This window comes from Mucilaginibacter myungsuensis, assembly GCF_015222005.1.
Lineage (GTDB): Bacteria > Bacteroidota > Bacteroidia > Sphingobacteriales > Sphingobacteriaceae > Mucilaginibacter > Mucilaginibacter myungsuensis.
Genome location: NZ_JADFFL010000004.1, coordinates 375,629 through 397,344, shown reverse-complemented (window position 1 = coordinate 397,344; position 21,716 = coordinate 375,629). Strand labels below are relative to the sequence as shown.

19 protein-coding genes are annotated in these 21,716 nt (G+C 47.0%); 5 read left to right on the top strand and 14 right to left on the bottom strand.

The genetic code is table 11. From position 1 onward, the window contains the following. Positions 1–157: 157 nt before the first annotated feature. The 8 genes from IRJ16_RS13040 to IRJ16_RS13005 all read right to left on the bottom strand — a co-directional run bounded on the left by IRJ16_RS13040 (position 158) and on the right by IRJ16_RS13005 (position 6,884). A complete protein-coding gene (locus IRJ16_RS13040; RefSeq protein ID WP_194112036.1) occupies positions 158–907 on the bottom strand; it encodes an ABC transporter ATP-binding protein in 750 nt (249 codons plus the stop codon). Then, positions 904–1,770 carry an ABC transporter permease gene (locus IRJ16_RS13035; protein ID WP_194112035.1) on the bottom strand — a complete coding sequence of 289 codons (867 nt, stop codon included), beginning with the start codon at positions 1,768–1,770 and terminating at the stop codon, positions 904–906. The genes IRJ16_RS13040 and IRJ16_RS13035 overlap by 4 nt, the downstream gene beginning before the upstream one ends. Then, positions 1,771–2,739 (bottom strand): ABC transporter substrate-binding protein, encoded by a 969-nt coding sequence (locus IRJ16_RS13030; protein WP_194112034.1) that lies wholly within the window; start codon positions 2,737–2,739, stop codon positions 1,771–1,773. 72 nt (positions 2,740–2,811) lie between these two features. Beyond that, positions 2,812–3,222: a hypothetical protein gene (locus IRJ16_RS13025; protein ID WP_194112033.1), complete on the bottom strand. Its 411-nt coding sequence runs from the start codon at positions 3,220–3,222 to the stop codon at positions 2,812–2,814. A 31-nt stretch (positions 3,223–3,253) separates the two neighbouring features. Beyond that, positions 3,254–3,838: a biliverdin-producing heme oxygenase gene (locus IRJ16_RS13020; protein ID WP_194112032.1), complete on the bottom strand. Its 585-nt coding sequence runs from the start codon at positions 3,836–3,838 to the stop codon at positions 3,254–3,256. 20 nt (positions 3,839–3,858) lie between these two features. Continuing rightward, a complete protein-coding gene (locus IRJ16_RS13015; RefSeq protein WP_194112031.1) occupies positions 3,859–4,215 on the bottom strand; it encodes a response regulator in 357 nt (118 codons plus the stop codon). Positions 4,216–4,222: 7 nt separating this feature from the next. After that, on the bottom strand, positions 4,223–4,642 hold the full coding sequence (locus IRJ16_RS13010) for a response regulator (protein ID WP_194112030.1): 420 nt from the start codon (positions 4,640–4,642) through the stop codon (positions 4,223–4,225). A gap of 4 nt (positions 4,643–4,646) precedes the next feature. Further along, positions 4,647–6,884, bottom strand: coding sequence for an ATP-binding protein (locus tag IRJ16_RS13005; RefSeq protein ID WP_194112029.1), 2,238 nt, complete (start codon positions 6,882–6,884; stop codon positions 4,647–4,649). A 216-nt stretch (positions 6,885–7,100) separates the two neighbouring features. Here IRJ16_RS13005 and IRJ16_RS13000 point away from each other — a divergent pair, with 216 nt between their 5' ends. From IRJ16_RS13000 to IRJ16_RS12985, 4 genes are all read left to right on the top strand, one after another. Next, complete coding sequence (locus IRJ16_RS13000) at positions 7,101–7,931, top strand: hypothetical protein (protein ID WP_194112028.1); 831 nt, start codon at positions 7,101–7,103, stop codon at positions 7,929–7,931. Between the two features lie 51 nt (positions 7,932–7,982). After that, positions 7,983–9,128, top strand: a complete 1,146-nt coding sequence (locus IRJ16_RS12995) for a methionine aminotransferase (RefSeq protein WP_194112027.1) — start codon at positions 7,983–7,985, stop codon at positions 9,126–9,128. A 56-nt stretch (positions 9,129–9,184) separates the two neighbouring features. Beyond that, entirely contained in the window at positions 9,185–9,964 is a 780-nt protein-coding gene (locus IRJ16_RS12990; RefSeq protein ID WP_194112026.1) for an amidohydrolase, read from the top strand. Positions 9,965–10,546: 582 nt separating this feature from the next. After that, positions 10,547–12,733: a penicillin acylase family protein gene (locus tag IRJ16_RS12985; protein WP_194112025.1), complete on the top strand. Its 2,187-nt coding sequence runs from the start codon at positions 10,547–10,549 to the stop codon at positions 12,731–12,733. A gap of 7 nt (positions 12,734–12,740) precedes the next feature. Here the strand turns inward: IRJ16_RS12985 and IRJ16_RS12980 are convergent, their stop codons facing one another. From IRJ16_RS12980 to IRJ16_RS12970, 3 genes are all read right to left on the bottom strand, one after another. Then, complete coding sequence (locus IRJ16_RS12980) at positions 12,741–14,192, bottom strand: DUF4419 domain-containing protein (RefSeq protein ID WP_194112024.1); 1,452 nt, start codon at positions 14,190–14,192, stop codon at positions 12,741–12,743. A gap of 105 nt (positions 14,193–14,297) precedes the next feature. Further along, a complete protein-coding gene (locus IRJ16_RS12975) occupies positions 14,298–14,804 on the bottom strand; it encodes a hypothetical protein (protein WP_194112023.1) in 507 nt (168 codons plus the stop codon). Between the two features lie 62 nt (positions 14,805–14,866). After that, positions 14,867–15,646: a helix-turn-helix domain-containing protein gene (locus IRJ16_RS12970; protein WP_194112022.1), complete on the bottom strand. Its 780-nt coding sequence runs from the start codon at positions 15,644–15,646 to the stop codon at positions 14,867–14,869. Between the two features lie 90 nt (positions 15,647–15,736). Here IRJ16_RS12970 and IRJ16_RS12965 point away from each other — a divergent pair, with 90 nt between their 5' ends. Beyond that, positions 15,737–16,234 carry a hypothetical protein gene (locus IRJ16_RS12965; RefSeq protein ID WP_194112021.1) on the top strand — a complete coding sequence of 166 codons (498 nt, stop codon included), beginning with the start codon at positions 15,737–15,739 and terminating at the stop codon, positions 16,232–16,234. A 13-nt stretch (positions 16,235–16,247) separates the two neighbouring features. On the opposite strand, the gene IRJ16_RS12960 is transcribed toward IRJ16_RS12965, so the two are convergent. From IRJ16_RS12960 to bshC, 3 genes are all read right to left on the bottom strand, one after another. Continuing rightward, positions 16,248–18,311: a TonB-dependent receptor gene (locus IRJ16_RS12960; protein ID WP_194112020.1), complete on the bottom strand. Its 2,064-nt coding sequence runs from the start codon at positions 18,309–18,311 to the stop codon at positions 16,248–16,250. 69 nt (positions 18,312–18,380) lie between these two features. Then, entirely contained in the window at positions 18,381–19,700 is a 1,320-nt protein-coding gene (locus tag IRJ16_RS12955) for a PQQ-dependent sugar dehydrogenase (RefSeq protein WP_194112019.1), read from the bottom strand. 360 nt (positions 19,701–20,060) lie between these two features. Next, positions 20,061–21,671 carry a bacillithiol biosynthesis cysteine-adding enzyme BshC gene (gene bshC / locus IRJ16_RS12950; RefSeq protein ID WP_194112018.1) on the bottom strand — a complete coding sequence of 537 codons (1,611 nt, stop codon included), beginning with the start codon at positions 21,669–21,671 and terminating at the stop codon, positions 20,061–20,063. Positions 21,672–21,716 lie beyond the last annotated feature (45 nt).

Sequence of the window (21,716 nt, the reverse complement as noted above, 5' to 3'; positions counted from 1 at the left end):
AACCCCGGCTGCTCTGTCAAGAGCAATAGCTTTGTAGTTAAATACATACAAAGTATAGTGTGCCGTTAGGTACACCACTTAAGGGGCGTTGCATACCTGCGGCATGCTTAAATGCAGAGGATGATGTGGCTAAAAAGCTTTATACTCTACGGGCTTTTTAAGAGAACCAGCCGAACAGGTCATTTTGCATTAACCCGGCTTTTTGTTCTGCACTAAGATCGTGCAGGACCTTGCCCTCGCTCATTTGGATGATGCGGTTGCCGTAAGTATAAGCGTCCTTTAAATTATGGGTGACCAGCATGGCCGTCAGGTTAAATTGTTTAATGAGCGAATCTGCTGTGCGCATAACTATGTCGGCAGAACGTGGGTCAAGAGCGGCCGATGGTTCGTCTAATAACAGGATATTGCAATCATCCATTACGCTCATGAGCAAAGTAAGCGCCTGGCGTTGTCCGCCGGATAACGAACCCATCAATTGTCCGGTCTTGATTTCAAGGCCCATATTCAGGGTAGCTATTTTTTCTCTTACCCGGGCTTTAAAAACATCGTTAACACCGATGCGTAAGCCCTTATGGCCGGTACGCAATGCAGCCAGGCGGAAATTGTCAATGATGCTCAGATCGGGCGCCGTACCACTTAGCGGGTTCTGGAAAACGCGGGCTATCCATTTACTGCGGCGATGGTCGGGTAGGCGGGTAACGTCTTCGCCGTCAAAATTGATCGTTCCGGATGTTGGTAGGATGCTGCCGGCCACTAAATTCAATAACGTTGATTTCCCCGATCCATTAGAACCTACAATAACCAAATACTCGCCGGCAGCGATGGTCAGATCAAGTGCGTCAATAGCCATCACCTCATTCGGTTGCCCCTTGTTAAAAGTTTTGCTTATGTCGGTCAACCTGATCATGCGGCCCTCCGTGTTAAACGCGGCAAGCCCACGATCAGTAATACAAATATCGCGGTAGCGGCTTTCAGATAGTTAGCGTCTACACCAAGGCTTAGCGTTAAAGCAAGCACCAGTTGGAAGATCACCGCGCCACCAAGCACCAAAGCTAAACTTGCCCAAACAAATGTAATGTGCAACCAATTGATCACCGTTTCGGCAATAATGACCGAACCCAACCCTGTGATCACTACACCTATGCCCATGCTGATATCAGCAAAGCCCTGGTATTGGGTGATCTGGTAACCACTCAATGCAGTAAGCGCGTTGGCAATGGCCAGGCCCAAGATCTTCATCCGGTCGGTATCAACGCCAAGGGCGCGTACCATGCTTTCGCTATTGCCTGTGGCGCGCATGGCTAAGCCGAGGTCGGTTTTTAGCAGATAGCCTATGATGGCGATAATGATGACCACAAAGGCCGATAATATCCAAAAGGCATTAATGTCGGTATTGGAGCTGAACGAGATTAGCGAGAACAAAGTCGGCAAGTTGATCAACGGCAAATTAGACCTACCCATCACGGCCAGGTTGACGGAATATAAGGCTGTCATTACCAATATCCCCGCTAAAAGCGCGTTGATCTTTAATTTAGTATGGATGATACCTGTTAACGCTCCGGCAACGGCACCAGCCGCAATTACGGACGGCAGAATGATGTATGTAGGCTGATCATGGATCAGCATTACGCCCGTTACTGCCCCGCCCAGCGTATAGCTGCCATCTGTAGTGATATCAGGGATGTTAAATATCTTCATAGAGATATAGATCCCGAACGCCAGGCAACCAAAACTTAGCCCTAATAGTAAAGCGGTGAGGTAAAAGTACATTTACTTAACGGCAGTGAAACTTGTTGGTACGGTGATGTGGTATTTAGCAGCAGCGGTTGGGTTATAGACACGCTTACGGATCTTCACCATCTCGGGCTTCAGTCCGTCGGTCTTGCCGGTCTTAAGATATTGTGCGGCTTGTTCTCCTGCTTGATAACCCCATTGGTACATGTCGGCACCGAAGGCAGCCACCGCGCCGCGTTGAACAAGGCCGGCCTCGCTGCTGAATATCGGTACAAATTTCTCGTCGCAACTTTTTACAATGGTCTCAAAGGATGCGAAGACCGTATTGTCAGGCAAGGCAAAAAAAGCGTCGATGGTTTTATCTAACAATGCCTTGGTCACTAACTGTGCATCGGCCGATGTATTTACGGGCATGGCTATTACATCCACGTTCAGACCGGCGGCACGTGCTTTGATCAGGTCGAGCGCATCGGTAGATTGCGGCTCGGACTGGTTGTAGATCACGCCGACCTTCAATCGGCCCATTTGCGGTTTCAGTAATTGCGGGATCAGCGCAAATGAGGTGTCGATGTATTGCAGATCCTCCACGGCACCGAACAGATTGGCAGGCGCTTTACCCTGACCGTTCAAAACCTTCATCCGCTCCGGCGTTGGCGATACCATGGCAAAAATAGGGATAGTACTGGTTTTTTGCGACGCGGTCAAAGTGGATAGGGTTGTGCTGGTAGCCAGCAAATTCACCGGCTGGTTTACATAATAATTAGCGATCTGCACCAGGTTAGGGATATTGCCCTGGGCATTACGGTATTCTATTTTGATGGTCTTGCTGTCCTCACTATAGCCGCCTTTTTTCAGCGCATCGGTAAAGCCCGTGCGGGCCTGGCCAACAGTAGCATCCTCAAAAGCTTCGATAAAACCAACCACAGGTACTTTCTTTTCGGGCGATGAGCAGGCAGTTGTTAATGCGATGGCTGATAGGAGGGCGATGTTGCGGAGGCTTTTCATAATGGCTAAGTTAAATAATTTTGATGGAAGATGTTGCGGAGGCAAGGCTGTACTAAGTTTCTTGCACTGTAACTACAATTCCTTGTTCGGTGCAACCCTGATCCCATACAACCACACCCCGCAAACCGCCACCGTTGCATAAGTGACGAACAATTTATAGTAAATGGTATCGAACTCGTGCCAGCCGTAAAATATGACCATGCTGAGGGCGCAGAGGACAGTGGCAATAATGGAGAGCAGTAACTTTACCTGCGTAGCGCTGAGTGATTGACGATACAAAAAGATCACCGCCTGACCGAACAGCATAGCTACCGTGAGGGCGCAAGCGCTGCCGATACCCATGGTGGCCAGCATCCATATGATGGCAAAGCCGGCTTCGCTTGCCGCGTGTGACCCTGCCAGTGCCAAATACAGCATAGGTGACACCAGCGATGTAGTAAACGCTATTTTGAAACTGTATTGCAGGGTTGGGCTGACCGTCATGGCCGTACAATATAGCAGATCGGTACTGTAATTATACCGTTATCGCTTCGGCCAAAACTTTCATGTTTTTGAACATGATGCCGGCGCTTTTAACTGCTTTGGGATAGTCCTTTTCTTCCACCCGGGTATTCAGTACCTGTACAAAACTCTTCCATTTGTAAACCAGGTCAGCACCATATGCTTGGTAGTAGTGGTAACCAAGGTTAAGCGGTTTTAATTGTTCGTTCTGCAACAGGCGTTTAACGATCACATGGCCGCCAAGGGTAGCGCCTTCTAACACGTACATGGCGCCTAATAAGGACGCATCGCCCATCTCGATAGATTCTACAGGAGTGCCTTGGGGGACGAAAGGCACATTGATGTCCAATTCTTCCAGATCTTTTTGCAGGTGCTCGATCTTGATGCGGCTGTCTATATCCAATTCCTCTTGCAAAGCCGGAGAAAGGTGACTAACAATAGCGCCTTCAAAATGAGCGTGAGCCAAATAGTTCACCGATAATACTTTCTGATATTGTTGCTTGGTAAGCGTACCATCCATGATCTGGTTAACAAACATGGCCTGCTCCAGCTGATCGTGGTAGGGGCGGGTAGCTTCTTTCAGTAATTCTTGTAGCATAGGTAGGGTAGACGGGCGGGTTATTCCCCGATGTGTTTTTCGAGGACGTTATGCAGGTCATCAAGGCTGAATGGCTTTGCTAAAAAATCATCTGCCTGCACCTTAGATGCCACCTTTTCAATATCATAGTGTGCAGAAAATAGCACGATAGGTATAGCTTTCAGTTCAGTGATCTCTTTCAGTTCGGATATAAAATCCCCCGAACTACGTTCGCCAAGACTATTGTCCAACAGGATAAGGTGAGGGTCAAAACTTTTAAGCTTATCAACCAAACCTTCATATTCCGACTTGCATTCCACCTCATAATCATCGGCAAGAATAACTTGCACCATTTCTGAGATGTCCTTGTCGTCATCAACTACTAATATCCTTTTCAAAACAAATTTAATTTAAGTTGACATGTTTAGTGAACCAGAAATCGTGCAGCGAGTGCAGGCACGATACCAGATTCAAATAGCCCGACGGCTTGGTTAAATAGGCATTAGCGCCAAATTCAAGCGATGCACGGATATCCTTGGGATTATCCGAGGTGGTAAAGAACACTACCGGCACATACTTTAAAAATGGCATCTCCTTGATCTTCTTCAACAGATCATGACCGGACATGCCGGGCAAATTCAGGTCGAGCATGATCAGTCGCGGCTTTATTCTGTTGTCGCACAGTTGTTGCAAAGTATCAAGGGCATCCTTGCCGTTGTCTACTATTTTCACTGATAGTCCATTGTTCACTTCCTCAATAGCATGCTTTGTGAGGAAGGCAAAATCGGTATCGTCTTCTACGTAAAAAATGTCGGGGGCGCTCACGTTCTTAATAATTTCTAAAAGATATATAAAATACCGTGCCAGATCCCAGTTTGCTTTCAAACCAGATGCGGGCGTGGTGTTTCTCTACAATACGTTTCACAATGGCTAAACCAACGCCTGTGCCTTCATAATCCTTCGCGTTGTCCATTCGTTTAAATAATTCAAATACACGGCTAAAGTAATTCACGTCGATACCAACTCCGTTATCGGATATCGAATAGATGGTCTCCTGATCCTCAACGCGGCCTTTAACCTCTACAATAGATGGGTTTGACCTTGACGAGTATTTCACCGCATTATTAATCAGGTTGGTGAACACCTGCATGATCATTGTCTGGTCGCCGTAGATATTCGGTGTATCGCCAATCGTCAATTGTAAATTGTCAGACTTTACCGCGTTGGTCACCTCTTTGGCTACCTCGCCGATCAGGGCGGTCATATCTATTTTATTGAACTCGATCTCGGCACGGCCAACGCGAGAGTAGTTCAATATCTCTTTGATCAGCATGTTCATCTTATCGGCACCCGCTACGATCTTGTTGAGGATCTCTTTGGCCTTATCATCCAGACTTTTATTGGTCGCCAATAAAAATTCCGAATAGCTTTTTACTGATGATAGCGGTGTACGCAGATCATGTGAGATGGTATAGCTAAAGGTATCTAATTCCTCGTAAGCCAACTGCAAACGCTCGTTAAGTAAGCGTATCTCGTTAGCACGGCGGTTGATGGCGTAGATCACCTCTTCGCGGATCTTTAATACGGTGCTCACCTCCTCGTTGGTCCAGCGGGCCGATGTGTTCTTTACGATCTGCTCCCAGGTCTCAAAAGAGTTACGGGGAGATAATTGCATAATACCATTCTCGCCAGGTTCGGCCGGTTTCTCAGGGTTGCCTGCCCAGCTTATCGTCGTGATCGTCTCGGGTTTAAACCAGATGATCATCTCGCTCAGGTCCTTAGACAGCGCGCAAGCTAAAATACCGCTCGCTGTGGCGCTGTAGGCTTTAGCCGGGCTGAAGACCTCGGGGAAACGATGGGTGTAATAGATAGAATCGGCCATGTTGGCTTTTAACCAACCGGCTATTTCGATAATTTGCTCTCCTGTTGGAGTGTGCCCTAAAACGCTAAGTACCCCATCAATGATGACCGCTGCCCCACTACCGTTAGTGATATCTGCAACATTAACATCTCCTTTTGTTAAAGCGGCAACAATAGTAGAGCCCGAAGTAGACTTGTCACTTTTAAGCCTTGCTGATATCTCGTTGGCCGCAGAATTTAAAGCGACAAGCTGTTCTGTATCCTCCTCATCCTGACGGTATTCTAAAGCCGACGATAAGATCTGCCCTACCAACTTTGCAGCTTCACGAGCCTTAAAGTTGATAAAGCGTGGAGTATAATTATGACAAGCCACCAGTCCCCACAATTCGCCATGGGCGATCAGCGAAATGCTGAAGCTGGACGCAACGCCCATGTTTTTAAGATATTGGATGTGGATAGGCGATACAGCCCTTAACACCGAATGGGTCAGATCTAATGGTTGTCCTTGCTCAAAAGTAACGATCGGCGATGCGTCAGTATTCACGTCCGCAATGATGCGGGTCAAGTTCAGTTTATAAAGCTGGCGCGCTTGTTTTGGGATATCCGATGCCGGGTAGTGCAAGCCCATAAATGGTTCCAGATCATCGTTCTTAACCTCGGCAACTACCTCACCATGCTCGTCCTCGTTGAAGCGATAGATCATTACGCGATCGTACTGAATGATCTTTTTGATCTCGCGCGCGGCATTGGTCAGGATAGCGTTAAGGTTTTTGCCTGTCAATATTTCGGATACCGAACGACCAATAGATCTTTGCACATCCACATCCAGATCCGAATCGGTCGGTTCAAATTCAAGGATGATGTTCCCGTCGGACTGGGTCAGTATCAGAAAATATGGGTCGCCATTCAATTCCAGGTTATATGGATTGATGCTCTCGAAATTTTTACTGCCGATACCCAGGTTTATCAACTGATTTAATTGCTGTGCTGATAGGCCAGGCAGTAATATTTTTTGCAGGTCGTTGATATTTTTGCCCAGCCAGTTTTGAGCATTGTCTTTTATAAAGTCGGCTATATTTTGGCTGATGTATGTGATATTGAGCGTTGTGGCTTCAACAGCTACCAAAAAACCATGCGACTGCACTTTTCCGGGTATGTGTATAGGTTCGCGGTCGCAATTGGTAAGATCTACCTGGTAGTTAGTCATAGGTGGTAATTATAGTTCTAATTAAGAAATTATTTTCCGCAATTAAAAGCGGTACTACGTTTAGTTGTCGGGATGTTTTGTACGGATAGCACAACAGGCAACGGCATTTTTTGTTCTATAACGGTTGAAAACCTATAGATCTGTACTAATAGATTTGGTATTGTCGGATATTGTTCGTAAATTTATATCACCAGTTATAAACCATTTACCCGCCTTATGAAAAAACAATTTACACTTGCAATGGCTTGTGTAGCCATGCTGTTTGTGTTCAGCTGCAAAAATACATCAACGCCCGAACCTACTAATGACGATAACACACCTAAGAAAGTTAAGGTCCCGATCAAAATAACCTACAGCCGAAAATTACAACCCGGAGAGCCTGGTTTTGGCAACACCGTAGACGGTTATCAAACCACGTTTACTACATTCGCTTACGACGACAAAAAACGCTTGTCTATCCGCTTGCAGCAAGGTGTCGAGACCCGGTTCACTTACGACGCAAACGGACGGGTTGGGGGCTTCACTACCACTAATGGGACCACGTTAACAGAGGCTACGATCAGTTATGAAGGAGACCTTGTTAAAACCGTAAGGTCTAAAACTTACGTGAATGGTGCGTTAGCTTTGGATTACGTTTATACCTATAACTACACCGGCAATAAACTAATGGAGATCATCCACAAATGGGATGGGCAACTTGCTGCAACATATCAATTTACTTATACCGGAGCGAACCCTACCAAAATGACCGTAAGGGATATCTCTAACCCAATGGATCAGGAGTTTACTTATGATGATAAGAAAACCCCTTACGATAACCTGAGCGCTAAAGTTGCCTTGTCTTTGCCTGTTACGCCATTTTCTTTAAATAACGTACTTACAAGGGCTAACAAGCTTATAAATATAGCCAATAATACCAGTTCGGCTACCAATGTTTATACTTACGATGCCGATGGTTTCCCTAAAACTCAGGTGTCGACATCGTTAGTCAGCCAGTCGCCTACGCCAAGCGAAACCCGATCAACGATAGAGTACACAGAGTTGTAAAAACGCGAACAGATCATCCGCCTAAAATAAAAATACCTATTTTAGGCGGTAATGATACCAGTTAATTCTAAGCTGCCCCAAACAGGCACTACCATATTTACTGTCATGTCGGCTTTGTCTGCCGAGACCGGAGCCATTAATCTATCACAAGGTTTCCCCGATTACGACTGCTCGCCGGAACTGGTCGGTATGGTGAACAAAGCCATGCAGAACGGCCATAACCAATACGCCCCAATGGCCGGGCTGATGAGTTTGCGGGAACAGATAGCAGCCAAGACCGAGCGACTTTACGGAGCGAATTACAACCCGGATACCGAGATCACCATCACAGCCGGCGGTACACAAGCCATCTTCACTGCCATCAGCGCGGTGATCAACCCGACCGACGAAGTGATCATTTTTGAACCGGCTTATGATTGCTACGCACCTGCCATTAAACTGATGGGCGGTTTGGTTAAATCATTGGCTTTAGATCCGCCCGACTATCGCATCCCCTGGGATATGGTGAAACGCCTGATCAGCGCCCGTACCAAAATGATCATCTTAAACACGCCGCAAAACCCAACAGGCACCATCCTGACCAAGGCCGATATAGATGAACTGACCGCTATCGTCAGGAATCAGGACATCTTTATCCTGAGCGATGAGGTGTACGAGCATTTGGTGTACGACGGCGAGACCCACCACAGCATGGCCCGTTACCCCGAGTTGCGCGAGCGAAGCTTTATCGCGGTATCATTCGGTAAGTTGTTCCACAATACGGGGTGGAAGATGGGCTACTGCCTGGCCCCGGCTTATCTGATGCAGGAATTTAGGAAGATACATCAGTACCTGGTGTTCAGTGTGAACACACCTATGCAGGTAGCCATTGCCGAATACCTGAAAGACGAGAGTGTTTACCTGAGCCTGTCATCTTTTTTTCAACAGAAAAGGGATCACTTTCGGGAGGGGCTTTCGGGCACCCGGTTTAAGCTGCTGCCCTGCCAGGGTTCATACTTTCAATGTGTAAGTTATCAGGGCCTTACCGATGAGAAAGATACCGATCTGGCGGTGCGCATCACTAAGGAATTTGGGGTGGCCAGCATACCTGTTTCGGCCTTCTACACCAAGGCTACCGACCACCAGATCCTGCGCTTTTGTTTTGCCAAAAGGCAAGAAACGCTGGATAAAGCCGTTGATAGATTGTTAAAGTTTTAAACTTATGGCGGGCGACCGCCGTATAAAGACACGCACTGCCTATTGAACATCAGCCTATGGATAATTTAAAGATCACCGTGTTTCAGGGATACCTTTTCTGGGAAAATATCGATAAGAATTTACAGAACATCGCGTTGCGGTTGAGCAATATACGCGAGAAAACGGATCTAATCATCCTCCCCGAAATGTTCAATACCAGCTTTAGCATGGAGGCCGAACGCCTGGCCGAGACCATGCAGGGCAAGACCATGCAGTGGATGCGCGACATCTCCCTTAAATACAAATGCGCCGTGACCGGCAGCTTGATCATTAAAGAGGATGACAAATACTACAACCGACTGATCTGGATGGGTGCCGACGGCAACTATCACCATTATGATAAGCATCATCTTTTTGCCATGGGCAAAGAGCACGAGACCTATAGCCCCGGCAAAGAACGCCTGATCGTTGAGCTGAACGGTTGGAAGATATGCCCGGTAGTATGCTATGACCTTCGTTTCCCGGTATGGCTGCGCAACGTTGGCGAGGTTTACGATCTGCTCATCATTGTAGCCAACTGGCCTGAAAAACGTGCTCTTCACTGGCGCACCCTAATCCCCGCCCGCGCGGTAGAGAACCAAGCCTACGTGATCGGCGTGAACCGTGTCGGCCACGATGGTAACGAGGTTTACCATTCAGGCGATTCTACTTGTATCACCCCTAACGGTGATGTGGTTTACTACAAACGCGACGAGGAAGATGTGTACACCTTCACCATCACCCCCGACGAACTGAAACGCGTACGGCGGGCCATGCCGTTTTTGAGGGATGCGGATGAATTTGAGATAAAGGGGTAGAGCGATGGATGAACGAAACGGTGTTTATACTTTCGGAATGCATTTGAAATCTGTTTATGCAACTATCAAAGATCCAGTTCTTTCATTAACGGCAGTCTGCTCATAGCCGCAGGGGCCTATTACTTTTTCCCTTGATGGAAAAAGTAACAAAAAGATCAAGCGAGAAAAAAGCTCCAGCCCGCCCAGCTTTGGCAACTTTTCCGCGGAGCGGGTTGCAAAGACTTTCCCGCCAACGCTGGCCCGCTTTTCTCGCAACCCCACGCTCGTTTTAGGAGCATAGTTTAAAGATAGCTGTCGTGATGAACCGAAAATGCGCTTCTTTTCCTCCAGCGTTTGGAATTTTCGGGAGCTACTGTCCCTGCCAAACCACGGACCGTTCGTTGGAAATACCCACAGCCGGGAGTTTTCTTTTTGCTTCTTTTTCTTTTGCGGAAAACGGCGCAGCCCTCTTGAGTGCTTTTAGAAAATTAAGTACACAAAAACGAAAAAGAACATTCACTGACGTTGATAAAACACAAAGCCAGCCCTAATGAAATGCTGAAAGAACATATCAGCAGAAAATCCTAAATTCAACCATCGCATATGAAAAAACTACTACTCACCATCGCCATACTACTCCCCCTAATCGGCACCGCTCAAAAGGCCACCAAGCCCGAGATAGCGCGCTACCAACAATTGGCCAAGGCAGTCACTATTATTAGGGATAATTACGGCGTGCCACACATCTATGCCCAAACCGATGCGCAGGTTGTTTTTGGTTTGATGTACACCCAATGCGAGGATAATTTTAAAGGTATCGAGAAGAATTACCTGTACCAACTTGGCCGCCAAAGTGAAGTGGAGGGCGAGGGTACGCTGTACACCGATGTGCAATTGCAAATGATAGCCGATAGTGCCGATGCGATAAAGGATTACAAAGCCAGTCCGCTATGGTTCCGCAAGTTGATGGATGCATTTGCGGACGGGATCAACTACTACCTGTACAAACACCCCGAAGTGAGGCCGACTGTGTTTAAGCATTACGAGCCCTGGTATGCGCTAATGTTCACCGATGGCAGTGTTGCCGCCACTATTACTGGTGGATTGAGTCTGCAGGAGAACGCTAAGTTTTATGGTGCTAACGGCCCGGATATGGGCAAGATCAAAATGCCTAAAGCTAAGACCTTGCAAGAGGAGATGGATGAACGCGAGTGGGGGTCTAATGGTTTCGCCATTGCACCCAAGTTGAGCAAGTCGGGGCATGCCATGTTGTATATTAACCCGCATGTGCCGTTCTATTTCCGTAGCGAGGTGCAATTGGTGAGTAACGAGGGGTTGAACGTTTACGGCGCAGTCACCTGGGGTCAGTTCTTTGTATATCAGGGCTTCAACCAGCATTGCGGCTGGATGCATACGAGCAGCAACGCCGACGTAGCCGATCTATATGCCGAAAAGGTGACCAAAAAGGATGGCAAATGGTTTTACGAATACGATGGTCAACTAAAACCGGTGACCGAACGTAAGTTAAGCATCAAAGTAAAGCAAGGCGGCCAAATAGTCGCCAAGACATTTACCGGATATTCAACCCACCACGGCCCGGTATTAGGGGCGCGAAATGGCAAATGGCTGGCTTTGCGGAATGATAACCGATCTTACCCGGCCTTGCTGGAATCGTGGCTGATCACTAAGGCCAATACTTTTGCTGAGTATAAGAAGGCAATGGAGATAGGGCACAACGCCACCAATAACACCGTTTACGCTGATGATCAGGGTAACATCGCTTTTTGGTACGGCAACTTTATGCCCAAGCGCGACCCTAAATTGGATTGGACACAACCTGTAGATGGCAGCACATCGGCTACCGAATGGCAAGGCTTGCATAAACAGAGCGAGATAGTAACGGTTTTTAATCCTGCTACTGGCTGGATACAGAATTGCAACGCAACGCCGTATGCATCGTCGGGGGCGTCAAGTCCGGGCAAAACAAAGTACCCGGCCTACATGGCACCCGACGGGCAGAATTACCGTGGGGTAAGGGCAGTAGATCTGTTTACCAATGCGCCCAAAATGTCTATGGACGAGATGATCGGGAAGGGGTACGATAAATATCTGGCCTTGTTCGATGTGCTATTGCCTAAACTGTTTGCCGCCTATGATGCCGCGCCTGAGGAAGCAAAGACCGCTTTACAGGAGCCGGTAAGGATCTTGCGCGATTGGGATAAACGCTCGGCTATCAACTCTGTGGCTACCACGCTTGGCTTTGAGTGGGGTACACGGATGATGCAGTTGCTACCACGCGCTAAGTCGTCCGAAGAGGGCACTTACCAGACAGAGCGCATCGAAAGCATGTTAAAGACCGTCACCCAAAAACAATTGTTGGATGAATTGACCGCCGCAATAGCTTCCCTGCAAACCCGTTACGGTGGCTGGCGCCAGCCCTGGGGCGATATTAACCGCTACCAACGCCCGGCCAATGGTGTGTTTGATGATAGTGCGCCAAGCATAGCGGTGGGGCAGGTATCGTCGCTGTTTGGGCAGTTACCGTCATTCGTCAGTCGCCCGGTGAATACTAAAAAGCGTTATGGCTACTCTGGCAATAGTTTTATAGCGGCGATCGAGTTCGGTCCGAAGGTAAAAGCCAAAAGCATCATGACGGGCGGGCAATCTTTCGATGCTACGTCCAGGCACTTTACCGATCAGGCAGAAGGCTACCTGACCGGTCAGTTCAAGGATGTACTATTTTACAAAGCCGACGTGTTGAAACATGCGGAGCGGACCTATCATCCGTAAGCAAAGATCAATAGCTATCTATTCTGTTCCCGTTCTTTTTGGTGAATTCTTTGTCGTCTATCCACTCACCGTTCTTTTTTATAGCGACTTCGGTTTTGGGGAATAGCTTGCGTATCCTGTCTATGCCGGGTTGATCGATGTCTCCGTCCAGTATCAAACGGGCTATTTGCACCTTGGCAAGCTCGTCGGGTATTTCTATCTTTTTGGTGAAACGCAGGTTCAACGTGCCTACGCTGCCTATCTTACATAATTCAGGCGGGACGCTGTTCAGCTTCAGACTGATCTGGCCATGCTCACTTTCGTTCTTAAATTTGGCTATCAGGGCAGCGTCCTCGTCCTTTTTGCGTATCATCCAACCGATGGTAGGTCTCAAACCAAAATTTTGGTCGTTCTGCTCCAGGCCAACAAAGCCGGCCCAAAGTTCGAGGGGTGTGGTGATTTTGGGGTTGCCCAAGGCATCAAGCTCAACGTGTTTTAGGTCTACTTTTACGATCTCGTTAGGCAGGTTTTGCGGACCGGAGAGCGTTTTAAGATCCAAGCGTTTACCATCTTTATCATAAGGGAAGAACTTTACGATCCAACCGTCTATCACCGTCACCGAGCCATACTTTTTTGCCGTATGATATTTGAACATCGCCTTCCAAAAATCCTGATCGACTTTCTTTTTTGAGGCGTTGACAAATTGTTTCAGGATAGGTTTTAGTTCCTCTATCCACCAATCCAGTTTGTATTTACGTAAGGTTTCGGTTTTGGCCAGCACCCGTTCCCAGTCGGCAGGTGTCCCTTCTAAGGTGATCTCGGGGATACCGCAGCCTGCTATCATCACCACAAAATCAAAATACGACTTTAGCGCGTCCATCAGCGTTATTTGCGATGCTATCCGTGTGATGGCTGTAGTGGTGGTAAAGTCGGCCGTCATGCCCTTAGTTAAGTCGCTGCCGGTGTGCTCGGCTATCTGCTTGCTGAACTCGGGGAATACATCTGCCCACGGGCTGTTTGGGTCATCCAGCCTGATGCTATCGTTCACCACCACCAAAGTGGCCTTACCATAAAATTTGACGAACATTTTGCGCAGATCCTCGGAGTTGGCATTCACGTGCGCCGAAAAACCCTGAGCGATTAGCAACCACACCATATCAGGTGACAAGGTGAACGGCCGATGGTCGGAATAGGCCGCATACATCCCCTGGAAAAAGCTATGATACCCCCAATTGACGATCGGGTGCTTGATATCACTTTTAGCCACGATGTTAAAGTCGGGGATCTTGTTAGCCTTGCCGTAGCTCCGTAGCTTATCGTGATCAACGTTGATCAGGCCTTCCAGGATACTTTGATATGGTCTGGTCAATAGTGTTCGCTCGGGCTTGCTAAGTTCTTCAACTTTAAAGGTGTAAGGTGATTGGGCCGACGCGTTCAGCGCACAGGCAAAGCATAAAATGATCAGTAAAATTCTTTTCATGACAGGTTGAATTGGTGACAGTGTCGCGTGTGTTTATTTCGGTTTCGAAATAAAGATGCAGGCCACCTGCCTTTTCCATAAACCTGTCAAAAATATTTTTGAAAATTATTTCACCTTGTCCAGCGTCATCTCAAAAAACTTGGTCCATTGGTCACCGCGTTTCATTTCGCCAACCTCGTACCATTGTTTTTTGTCGTTCAGTTCAATAATGTAACGGATGGTCTCGTTAGGGTACCAGTAAAATTTATTGCCGATCAATTCCCCTTTAAATGCGCCCTCTTGCCCGGTAGCCAGGAAGGAGCGGAAGTTATAACCACCTGCTTTGTTCAGATTGACAACGGCCAATGCGTTGTGGATCACCTTGCCGCTGGTCTTGCCCAAACCTTCGATCAGCAGGGCGGTACTGTCCAATTTAAATCGCACCTTCTCGGTCTGCTCAAAGGTCGACTTGCCGGCTTGGGTCATCATCCAGCCTTGTCCTGCCCAGTTGCCGGTAATAAAACTGAGTTTACTAACCTCGGCCTTGGCGGCTTTGTCGGCCTCTTTGGGTTGTGCTATAGCAATGCCTGTGATCAGACAAAACGTTAATAAGGTTGTGATGAGCTTTTTCATGGTGTTTTTATTTCAAAGTTAAGGGGGTTTACAACGCTTGTATTGTAATTACGCGACATCTTTCAGGCCAGTTGGTGTTCGATATTATTGATGTGTTCAAAAAATTTGCGGATATCATACCCGGCCACTTTTTTAAAGGAGTTGTAGTAATGCGCCTGATCACTAAAGCCGCGACTGTTCACCATCTCGGCATAAGTCTGTCGGCCTATGTGTATATCGATCACCGCCTTGCGCAAGCGCCGAATTTGGCAAAATTGTTTAATAGTGATACCAGTTGCGCTATTGAACAATCTCTGCAGTTGCCTTGGACTTATACAAGCATGGTCAGCAATTTCGGTCAGGGTAAAGTTGCCATCGTGGTTGATGATCAGGTCAACGGCTTTTAGTACTCGGTCGTCGGGTTTGAATTTGCTTTTGGTGAGGATGGTCACTAAAGCGGTGTCCAATTGGGTCGTGTCATCAAGATCCAGATCTAAATTTTGCAGGAACTGCTGTTGCCAGTCGGCCAGTTGGTGCGGCGGTATTGTTACTGAATCATTGGCGATAGTGGCTACATCGTTATCATACAACAGCCCTGAGCAGCCCGGCTTTAGCCTGATGCCGAAGTTAATAGAATTGGGATGTACGAGTATCTCATTAATAGTGGTGGTTGGGCCAATAAAGGTGACTCCCTTGTAATGGAAGTTATTTAAACTGACGAATACCAAAGAGCAACTGCCATCGGGCGGGAAAACGTGGGTGATGGGTTGGCCGCTGTTTTCGCCGGGGGCGACGACGAATTTCCAGTAGCGGTCTACATACTTCCTAAGTTCGGGGCAGGGCAGGTACTCTTTAAATAGCATGCTGACGGATGTTTAAACATAGGGGCAACTAAATATAACCATTAGCTTTTAGTGGAGGTACAAAAATTATCCTATTTTTGGTTACCACAGATGAAGAAGTACTTAGTGATCTTAGGTTTGATGTTTTGCGCGGTCACGTCGCGCGCGCAAACTTTGGCCTTTGGCGATATGGTGGATCTGGTGAACCTCAGCGTCCCGCAGATCGAATTGGTGTTGATACAGACCGGCAAATTCAAGATCAACGATAAGCAGGAGATTTACGGTCAGATCCTGAACTATTACCAAACCATCGACAAAAATAAAACCCCGATCAAAGGCGAGACCATGATCGTTGGTGCTTACCGTACCACGGCCGACGGAATGAAGCTAAAGACCATCACTTACAATACTATCTACGAGGCTTTTGTAGAAAACCTGATGAAACAGATCGTTCGGTTTGGATACAAGCAAACCTTTAAAGGGCACGACAGGGTTAAACGCATGTTCATTTTTGATAATCAGCTTAACCACATCACGGTGCTGTTCAAAAATGACCATAGCCTTAATTCCATCATCATCCGCCAAAAAGAATTAGGTATCGAACCCTGATCGGTGTTGTTGATCAGAAGGTCACATTTAGTCCCGCATAATAATTACGCAATGGCGATGGGTTGTAATATCGGTTACCTACGGCATTCAGGTCATTCCCCAAACTATAGCGTTGGTTGAGGAGGTTATCTGCACCTGCGTATAACTCCAGTTTAGTTTTTGCTGATAACGCATGCGACCAGCCCGCCTTTGCCTGCAACAAATGATATTGCGGCGCAAAAACGGTATTAGCATCATTTAAAGGGATGCCTGCTGTATAATTATGTTGCACGAAAGCATAAACCGACTGCGGCAACTTAACTTGTACGCTACTCACGATAACATGGCGAGGCACACCTGTTAATGGGTTGCCAGAGTAATTGGTAGCACCAACACTATAATTCCTAAAGAAATAGCGGCTGAGTGTGTAGGCGGTATTCAGTTGCAAACCGCGCACAAAACCATAGTTTTTTGGGCGGATCAGCCAGTCGCTGGCTGCAACTTCTACACCTGTTTGGTCGGTTCCACCGGCATTGATGTAGAATTCGGTATCGTCGGGATGCAGCCTGCGCACAATGGCATTGCTGATACGGTAGTTGAACACGGAAGCATCTACGGTCAGGCTGTTATCGGCGTTGTGCATTCGGATACCGGCCTCATAGTTCCATCCGGTTTGGGCTTGTAGGTCGGTGTTGATGATGTTGTCGGTCGGGCGTACTTCGGCAGTAGTTGGTGTACTGTATCCGCGGCTGAGAGAAGCGCGTGCTGCCCATCCTTTCAGGAATTCATAAGATAGTGCCACCCTCGGCATTAATTGCGGTGTGAACTTGCGTGGTGTAAAGCCCGACTGTGCCAGCGGGAAAATGTTCTTAAAATAATAACCGTAGTAGTTTAAGCTCAGTGCCGCTTCCACATGCAGTTTGGTGAAGATATCGGCACTATATCGGCTGAAGAAGAAGTGCTGACCCGAATTGATCTTGTCCAGCTTTTGTTCGTTACCACGTACACCTTGGTTGTTTGCGTAATTGTTGATGGATGAGTTGGTGCGCTGCCATTCTAAACCTGCATCAAGTTTCCAAAGGTATTTTTCCTGCCCGCCGTCCAGCTCAAGATAACTACGTAGCGAATAGGTGTCCTCCATACGCTGCTCGTAATTGGTGATGAATGGGTTGGCAAAATCGACATGCATTACAGATAGCGAGGTCACGTTCTTGAGATGGTCGGTCAATTTGGCCTCGTTAATTATGCCACCTAAAAGGACTTTAGTACTGATCTGGATATCCTGGGTAATAGCGCTTGGCAGCGTAGGCGTCGCTTGTCGCGATAACCTTGGGTTAGTATTCATTTGCGCCAGTGTAATGCCGCCGGGTGTTTGATATTTAAGATCGGCGTGTAATGCGATCACTTTAAGTTGATCCTTTTCGGATAATGATATCTTATTTACCGCCTGAAAATAATGACGGCGCATGTAGCTATGGTCCCGATAACCGCCATAGCTTTGGTAGGATTGGTCAAAGTTGAATTGGTTTTTTGCGTTGACGTTCTGTACGGCGGCATTTTGATGTAACAAATTATAAGAGCCGCCGTTGAAACCGACTCTGCCATAATTATCCGTATTGGTTGATGTTGGCCGCAAGATCACCACGCCGCCGCTATTAGCGCCAAATAAACTTCCATCAGGACCTTTCAGCACCTCGATACTTTTCAGGCTGTTAATATCCAAGGCGTTCAGATAGGTATTACCGCCGGCATCGGTGAGGGGGATGTCGTCAAAGTAAACCTTTACATCGCGCACACCGAATGGTGATCGTAATAGACTGCCACGTAAAGATAATCGGTAACTGCCGGGTGAGCGCTCTTCCATTTTCACCCCGGGGATGGTATTCATGGATGATACCATAGAATTATCCGTTTGCATTTTTAATTGGGCAGGGCTTAATATGCTTACTGCTGCCGGGATCTTAAAAACAGGCTGACTGAAAAGATACGATCTTACGCTGATGGTCTTGAGTGTGTCGGTATCGTTTTGAGGAGTAGTTTGTGCCTGAAGTGTACAAAAGGGTAAGGCAAAAAATAGCGTAGCGTAAAGTTTGTTCATAATGGCGGTCAAAAACCAAAAGTAGGTTTTTGACCGCCGCTTTATGGTTGGGTGCTTGTAATATTATTGCTATTTAGCGCTCACACGCCATATCTTGTTGCCGGCATCGTCGGCTACCAATAGCGAACCATCTTTAGCCACAGCAATGCCTACCGGCCGGCCGAAGACCTCTTTTTTATCGATGTTGCTGATAAAACCTGTCAGGAAATCTTCAGGTTTGCCTGGTTTATCATTCTCAAATGGTACGAATACCACTTTGTAGCCCGCCAGTTTAGATCTGTTCCACGATCCATGCTGACCAATAAAGGTGCCTTGCTGATACCTTGCCGGGAACTGGTTACCCGTGTAAAATGCCAAACCTAATGATGCTGTGTGCGAACCTAAAGCCACATCCGGTTCGATGGTGCTTTTTACCAGTTCCGGTTTTTTAGGTCCTTTAAAACTCGGGTCTTCGTGCGGGCCAAAATAGGCGTAAGGCCAGCCGTAAAAGCCGCCGTCTTTAACATGGGTAAGGTAGTCAGGTACAAGATCATCACCCAAGTTATCGCGCTCGTTCACCACAGTATAAAGGCGATTGGTAAGCGGCTGGAAATCCATCCCTACGGGATTGCGAAGGCCTGATGCGAAAATGCGTTCGGCCGAGCCGTCAGGGGTCACCTCCAAAATGTTAGCCCGACGGATCTCGTTCTCCGAACCATGTTCGGCTATGTTTGTGCCCGAGCCAACGGCTACGTAAAGTTTGCCGTTATGTGTTTTTAGGTTGCGGGTCCAGTGGTTATTGTATCCACCTGCAGGTAAACTAAGCAAAGGTACGCCGGGTTCGGTGATCTTGGTTTGCCCCGGTTTGTAGGTGAAACGTAATATACCATCGGTATTAGCTACGTAGAAAAAGTTGTTTAGGATTACCATACCATAAGGCTGGTTCAAACCATCTAAAAATACTGTGCGCAGGTCGGGGATGCCGTCGCCATTGGTATCACGGATCAAAATGATGCTGTTAGCGCTTTTGCCTAATTTTTGGGATGCGGCCGCGCCGATGATCTTAGCGCCGACACGTTTTACAGCCCCCATTTCGGTATTGGCTTGTGATACAAAAATATCGCCATTGGGAGCTACATAAATATTGCGGGGGTTATCCAGGCTATCGGCAAACAGATCAACAGTGAAACCAGCCGGAGCTACAGGCGTTTTACCTTTAGGCCAGCCGATAACTTTGCTATAATTCCTCACCCCTTTGGTTTGATAGGGAGGAGGTAATTTTACCGTCTGCCCGGCATCATTCTCTATAACATCGGCCTTGTTAGGGTCGGGTTTCTTTTGGCCGCAACCTGTTGATGAACTAATAATGGCAGACGCTAACAGCGGGTAAAATAGGTGGTTGGTCTTCATAAGATATTTCCTTACGAGTTAACTTTGTTAACTATTATTTGTTTGTAGGTAATTGGTGTAAGGCGAAAATAATAAGTGTCAGGGAATTTTCTTTAGCTTAGGTTTTATATTTTAAAATATGAAGGCAATATTTGTAAATGTCGCCAATAAAAAGGTGGAGAAGGCCATCGTTGCCTTATTCGATGCAATGGAGTTGACTATTAAATAGAAGACAAACCGAGTTTGCGCCCTTTAAATAAGAGGGAACAAGCCTTGTACAACGGACTAAAAAGGTCGTTCGAAGAAATTCGACTTCATCAAGAAGGTAAGATCGTACTTCAGGATATTGATGAACTAATTAAGGAATTATGATCAGTACATCTACGCCGTCAATAAACTAAACTCAAAGTCCAGCGGTTGAAAATGGCGGATCAATTCATCAATAAATGTCTGCCCGAATTTTACGTAGAATAAGCCAAAATTCTCGTTACGTTCTTGCAAGCTGCCGTTAGGGAATAGCGCGGCTTTGATCTGGTCTATTTGTTCCAATCGAGTGGCGTAATTCCGTTTCTCAGCACGGGTCAGTTTTTTCTCTAAGTTATCAAACGCATGTTTTAATCTCACCTCTACCGCTGTTGTAGACGGCGCAAGGGTAGGGTCTATCTTTGATGCTTTTTGTTTCACTTGTTCAAAGATCATGGCAAATTGCTCCCACTCTGTACCAAGACTCAATTCATGTTCTGAATGCTGTTTGATCCAGGTCTTCTTAATGTCGTCGATCGGTTTAAAAAGATCCTGTAACGACAGGTCCATCTTGGTGATCTTAGGCGCAACTTCTTTTGGGATGACCAGGGCAGAGTTTCGCAGGATCAATATCGGGAAGTCGATACCGTAGTGGTCGAAATTAGCTTTTAGCTCCAGCCAATAAACAACCTCGGCACCGCCGCCGATGTATGCGATGTTCGGTAGGATAACCTCTTGATATAAAGGGCGCATCACCACGTTAGGACTAAAACGTTGCGGGTAGGCTTTGATCTCAGTTTTTAATTCGTCTTCGGTAAAGCTGATATCGGTATTCAATACTTTGTACAAGCCGTCCTCAAAAGTCAGGCGTTCGCGCAGGGCATCTTTGAGGTAAAAGAAATTGATCTCGCGCGGGTTTACCTGAATTTGAACACCAGTAGAGGCCAATAGTTTATTAGTGTCAGTAATGTGTTTAAAGCTGTTCTGCTGGATGATATCCTGCTCGATGTAAGGGGCGAAATGCTTTTTCAATTCGATGTTATCGGCATCAATGATCACCAAGCCGTATTGGCCGAACAAGGCGTTCACCAAATAGCGGGTCGCATCAGCCAATCTATCAAATTTGGTGTAAGCGGTATTGACGATCTCGCCTAATTCTTCTGCATAACCTTCTAAACCTAAAACGCCTTTGTATTGATTAAGGGCTTGACGGATAGACACCGGGTCGATACGACCGGTAGCGCCGCTAGCCTCGTACCACCAGTGTACCTTTTTACCACCGATACTTGTGTAGTTGATCTCGGCAAAGTCGTGGTCCTCAGATGCCATCCAGTATACGGGCACAAAGTTTTTATCAGGGAATTTATCTTTAAGCTGACGAGCTAATTTGATAGCGGTAACTATCTTATAGATAAAATACAACGGACCTGCAAATATATTAAGCTGGTGACCGGTGGTGATGGTAAAAGTATTGTCTTGCTTAAGCAGTTCGATATTATCCAAAACAGCTTTTAAGGTATGCTCGTCCTTTGAAGAATATGCGGTCAATATCTGGTATTGCTCGGTCAATACTTTCGCTATCAGCGGGCGGTCTGCAGCCACTTTTTTGTGGTTGAAGAATTCGGCAAAGCCCTCCATGGTAGGGCGATGGCTATAAAATGACCTCAGGTCAGGAGCGTCCTCCAAATAGTTGATCACGGTTTGGGAGAAAGCTCCGGTGTCTTTATAGCTGATACAGTTGGCGTCCATGTTTTAACGGTGCGAAATGCGGAATACATCCCGATACCTATCGGG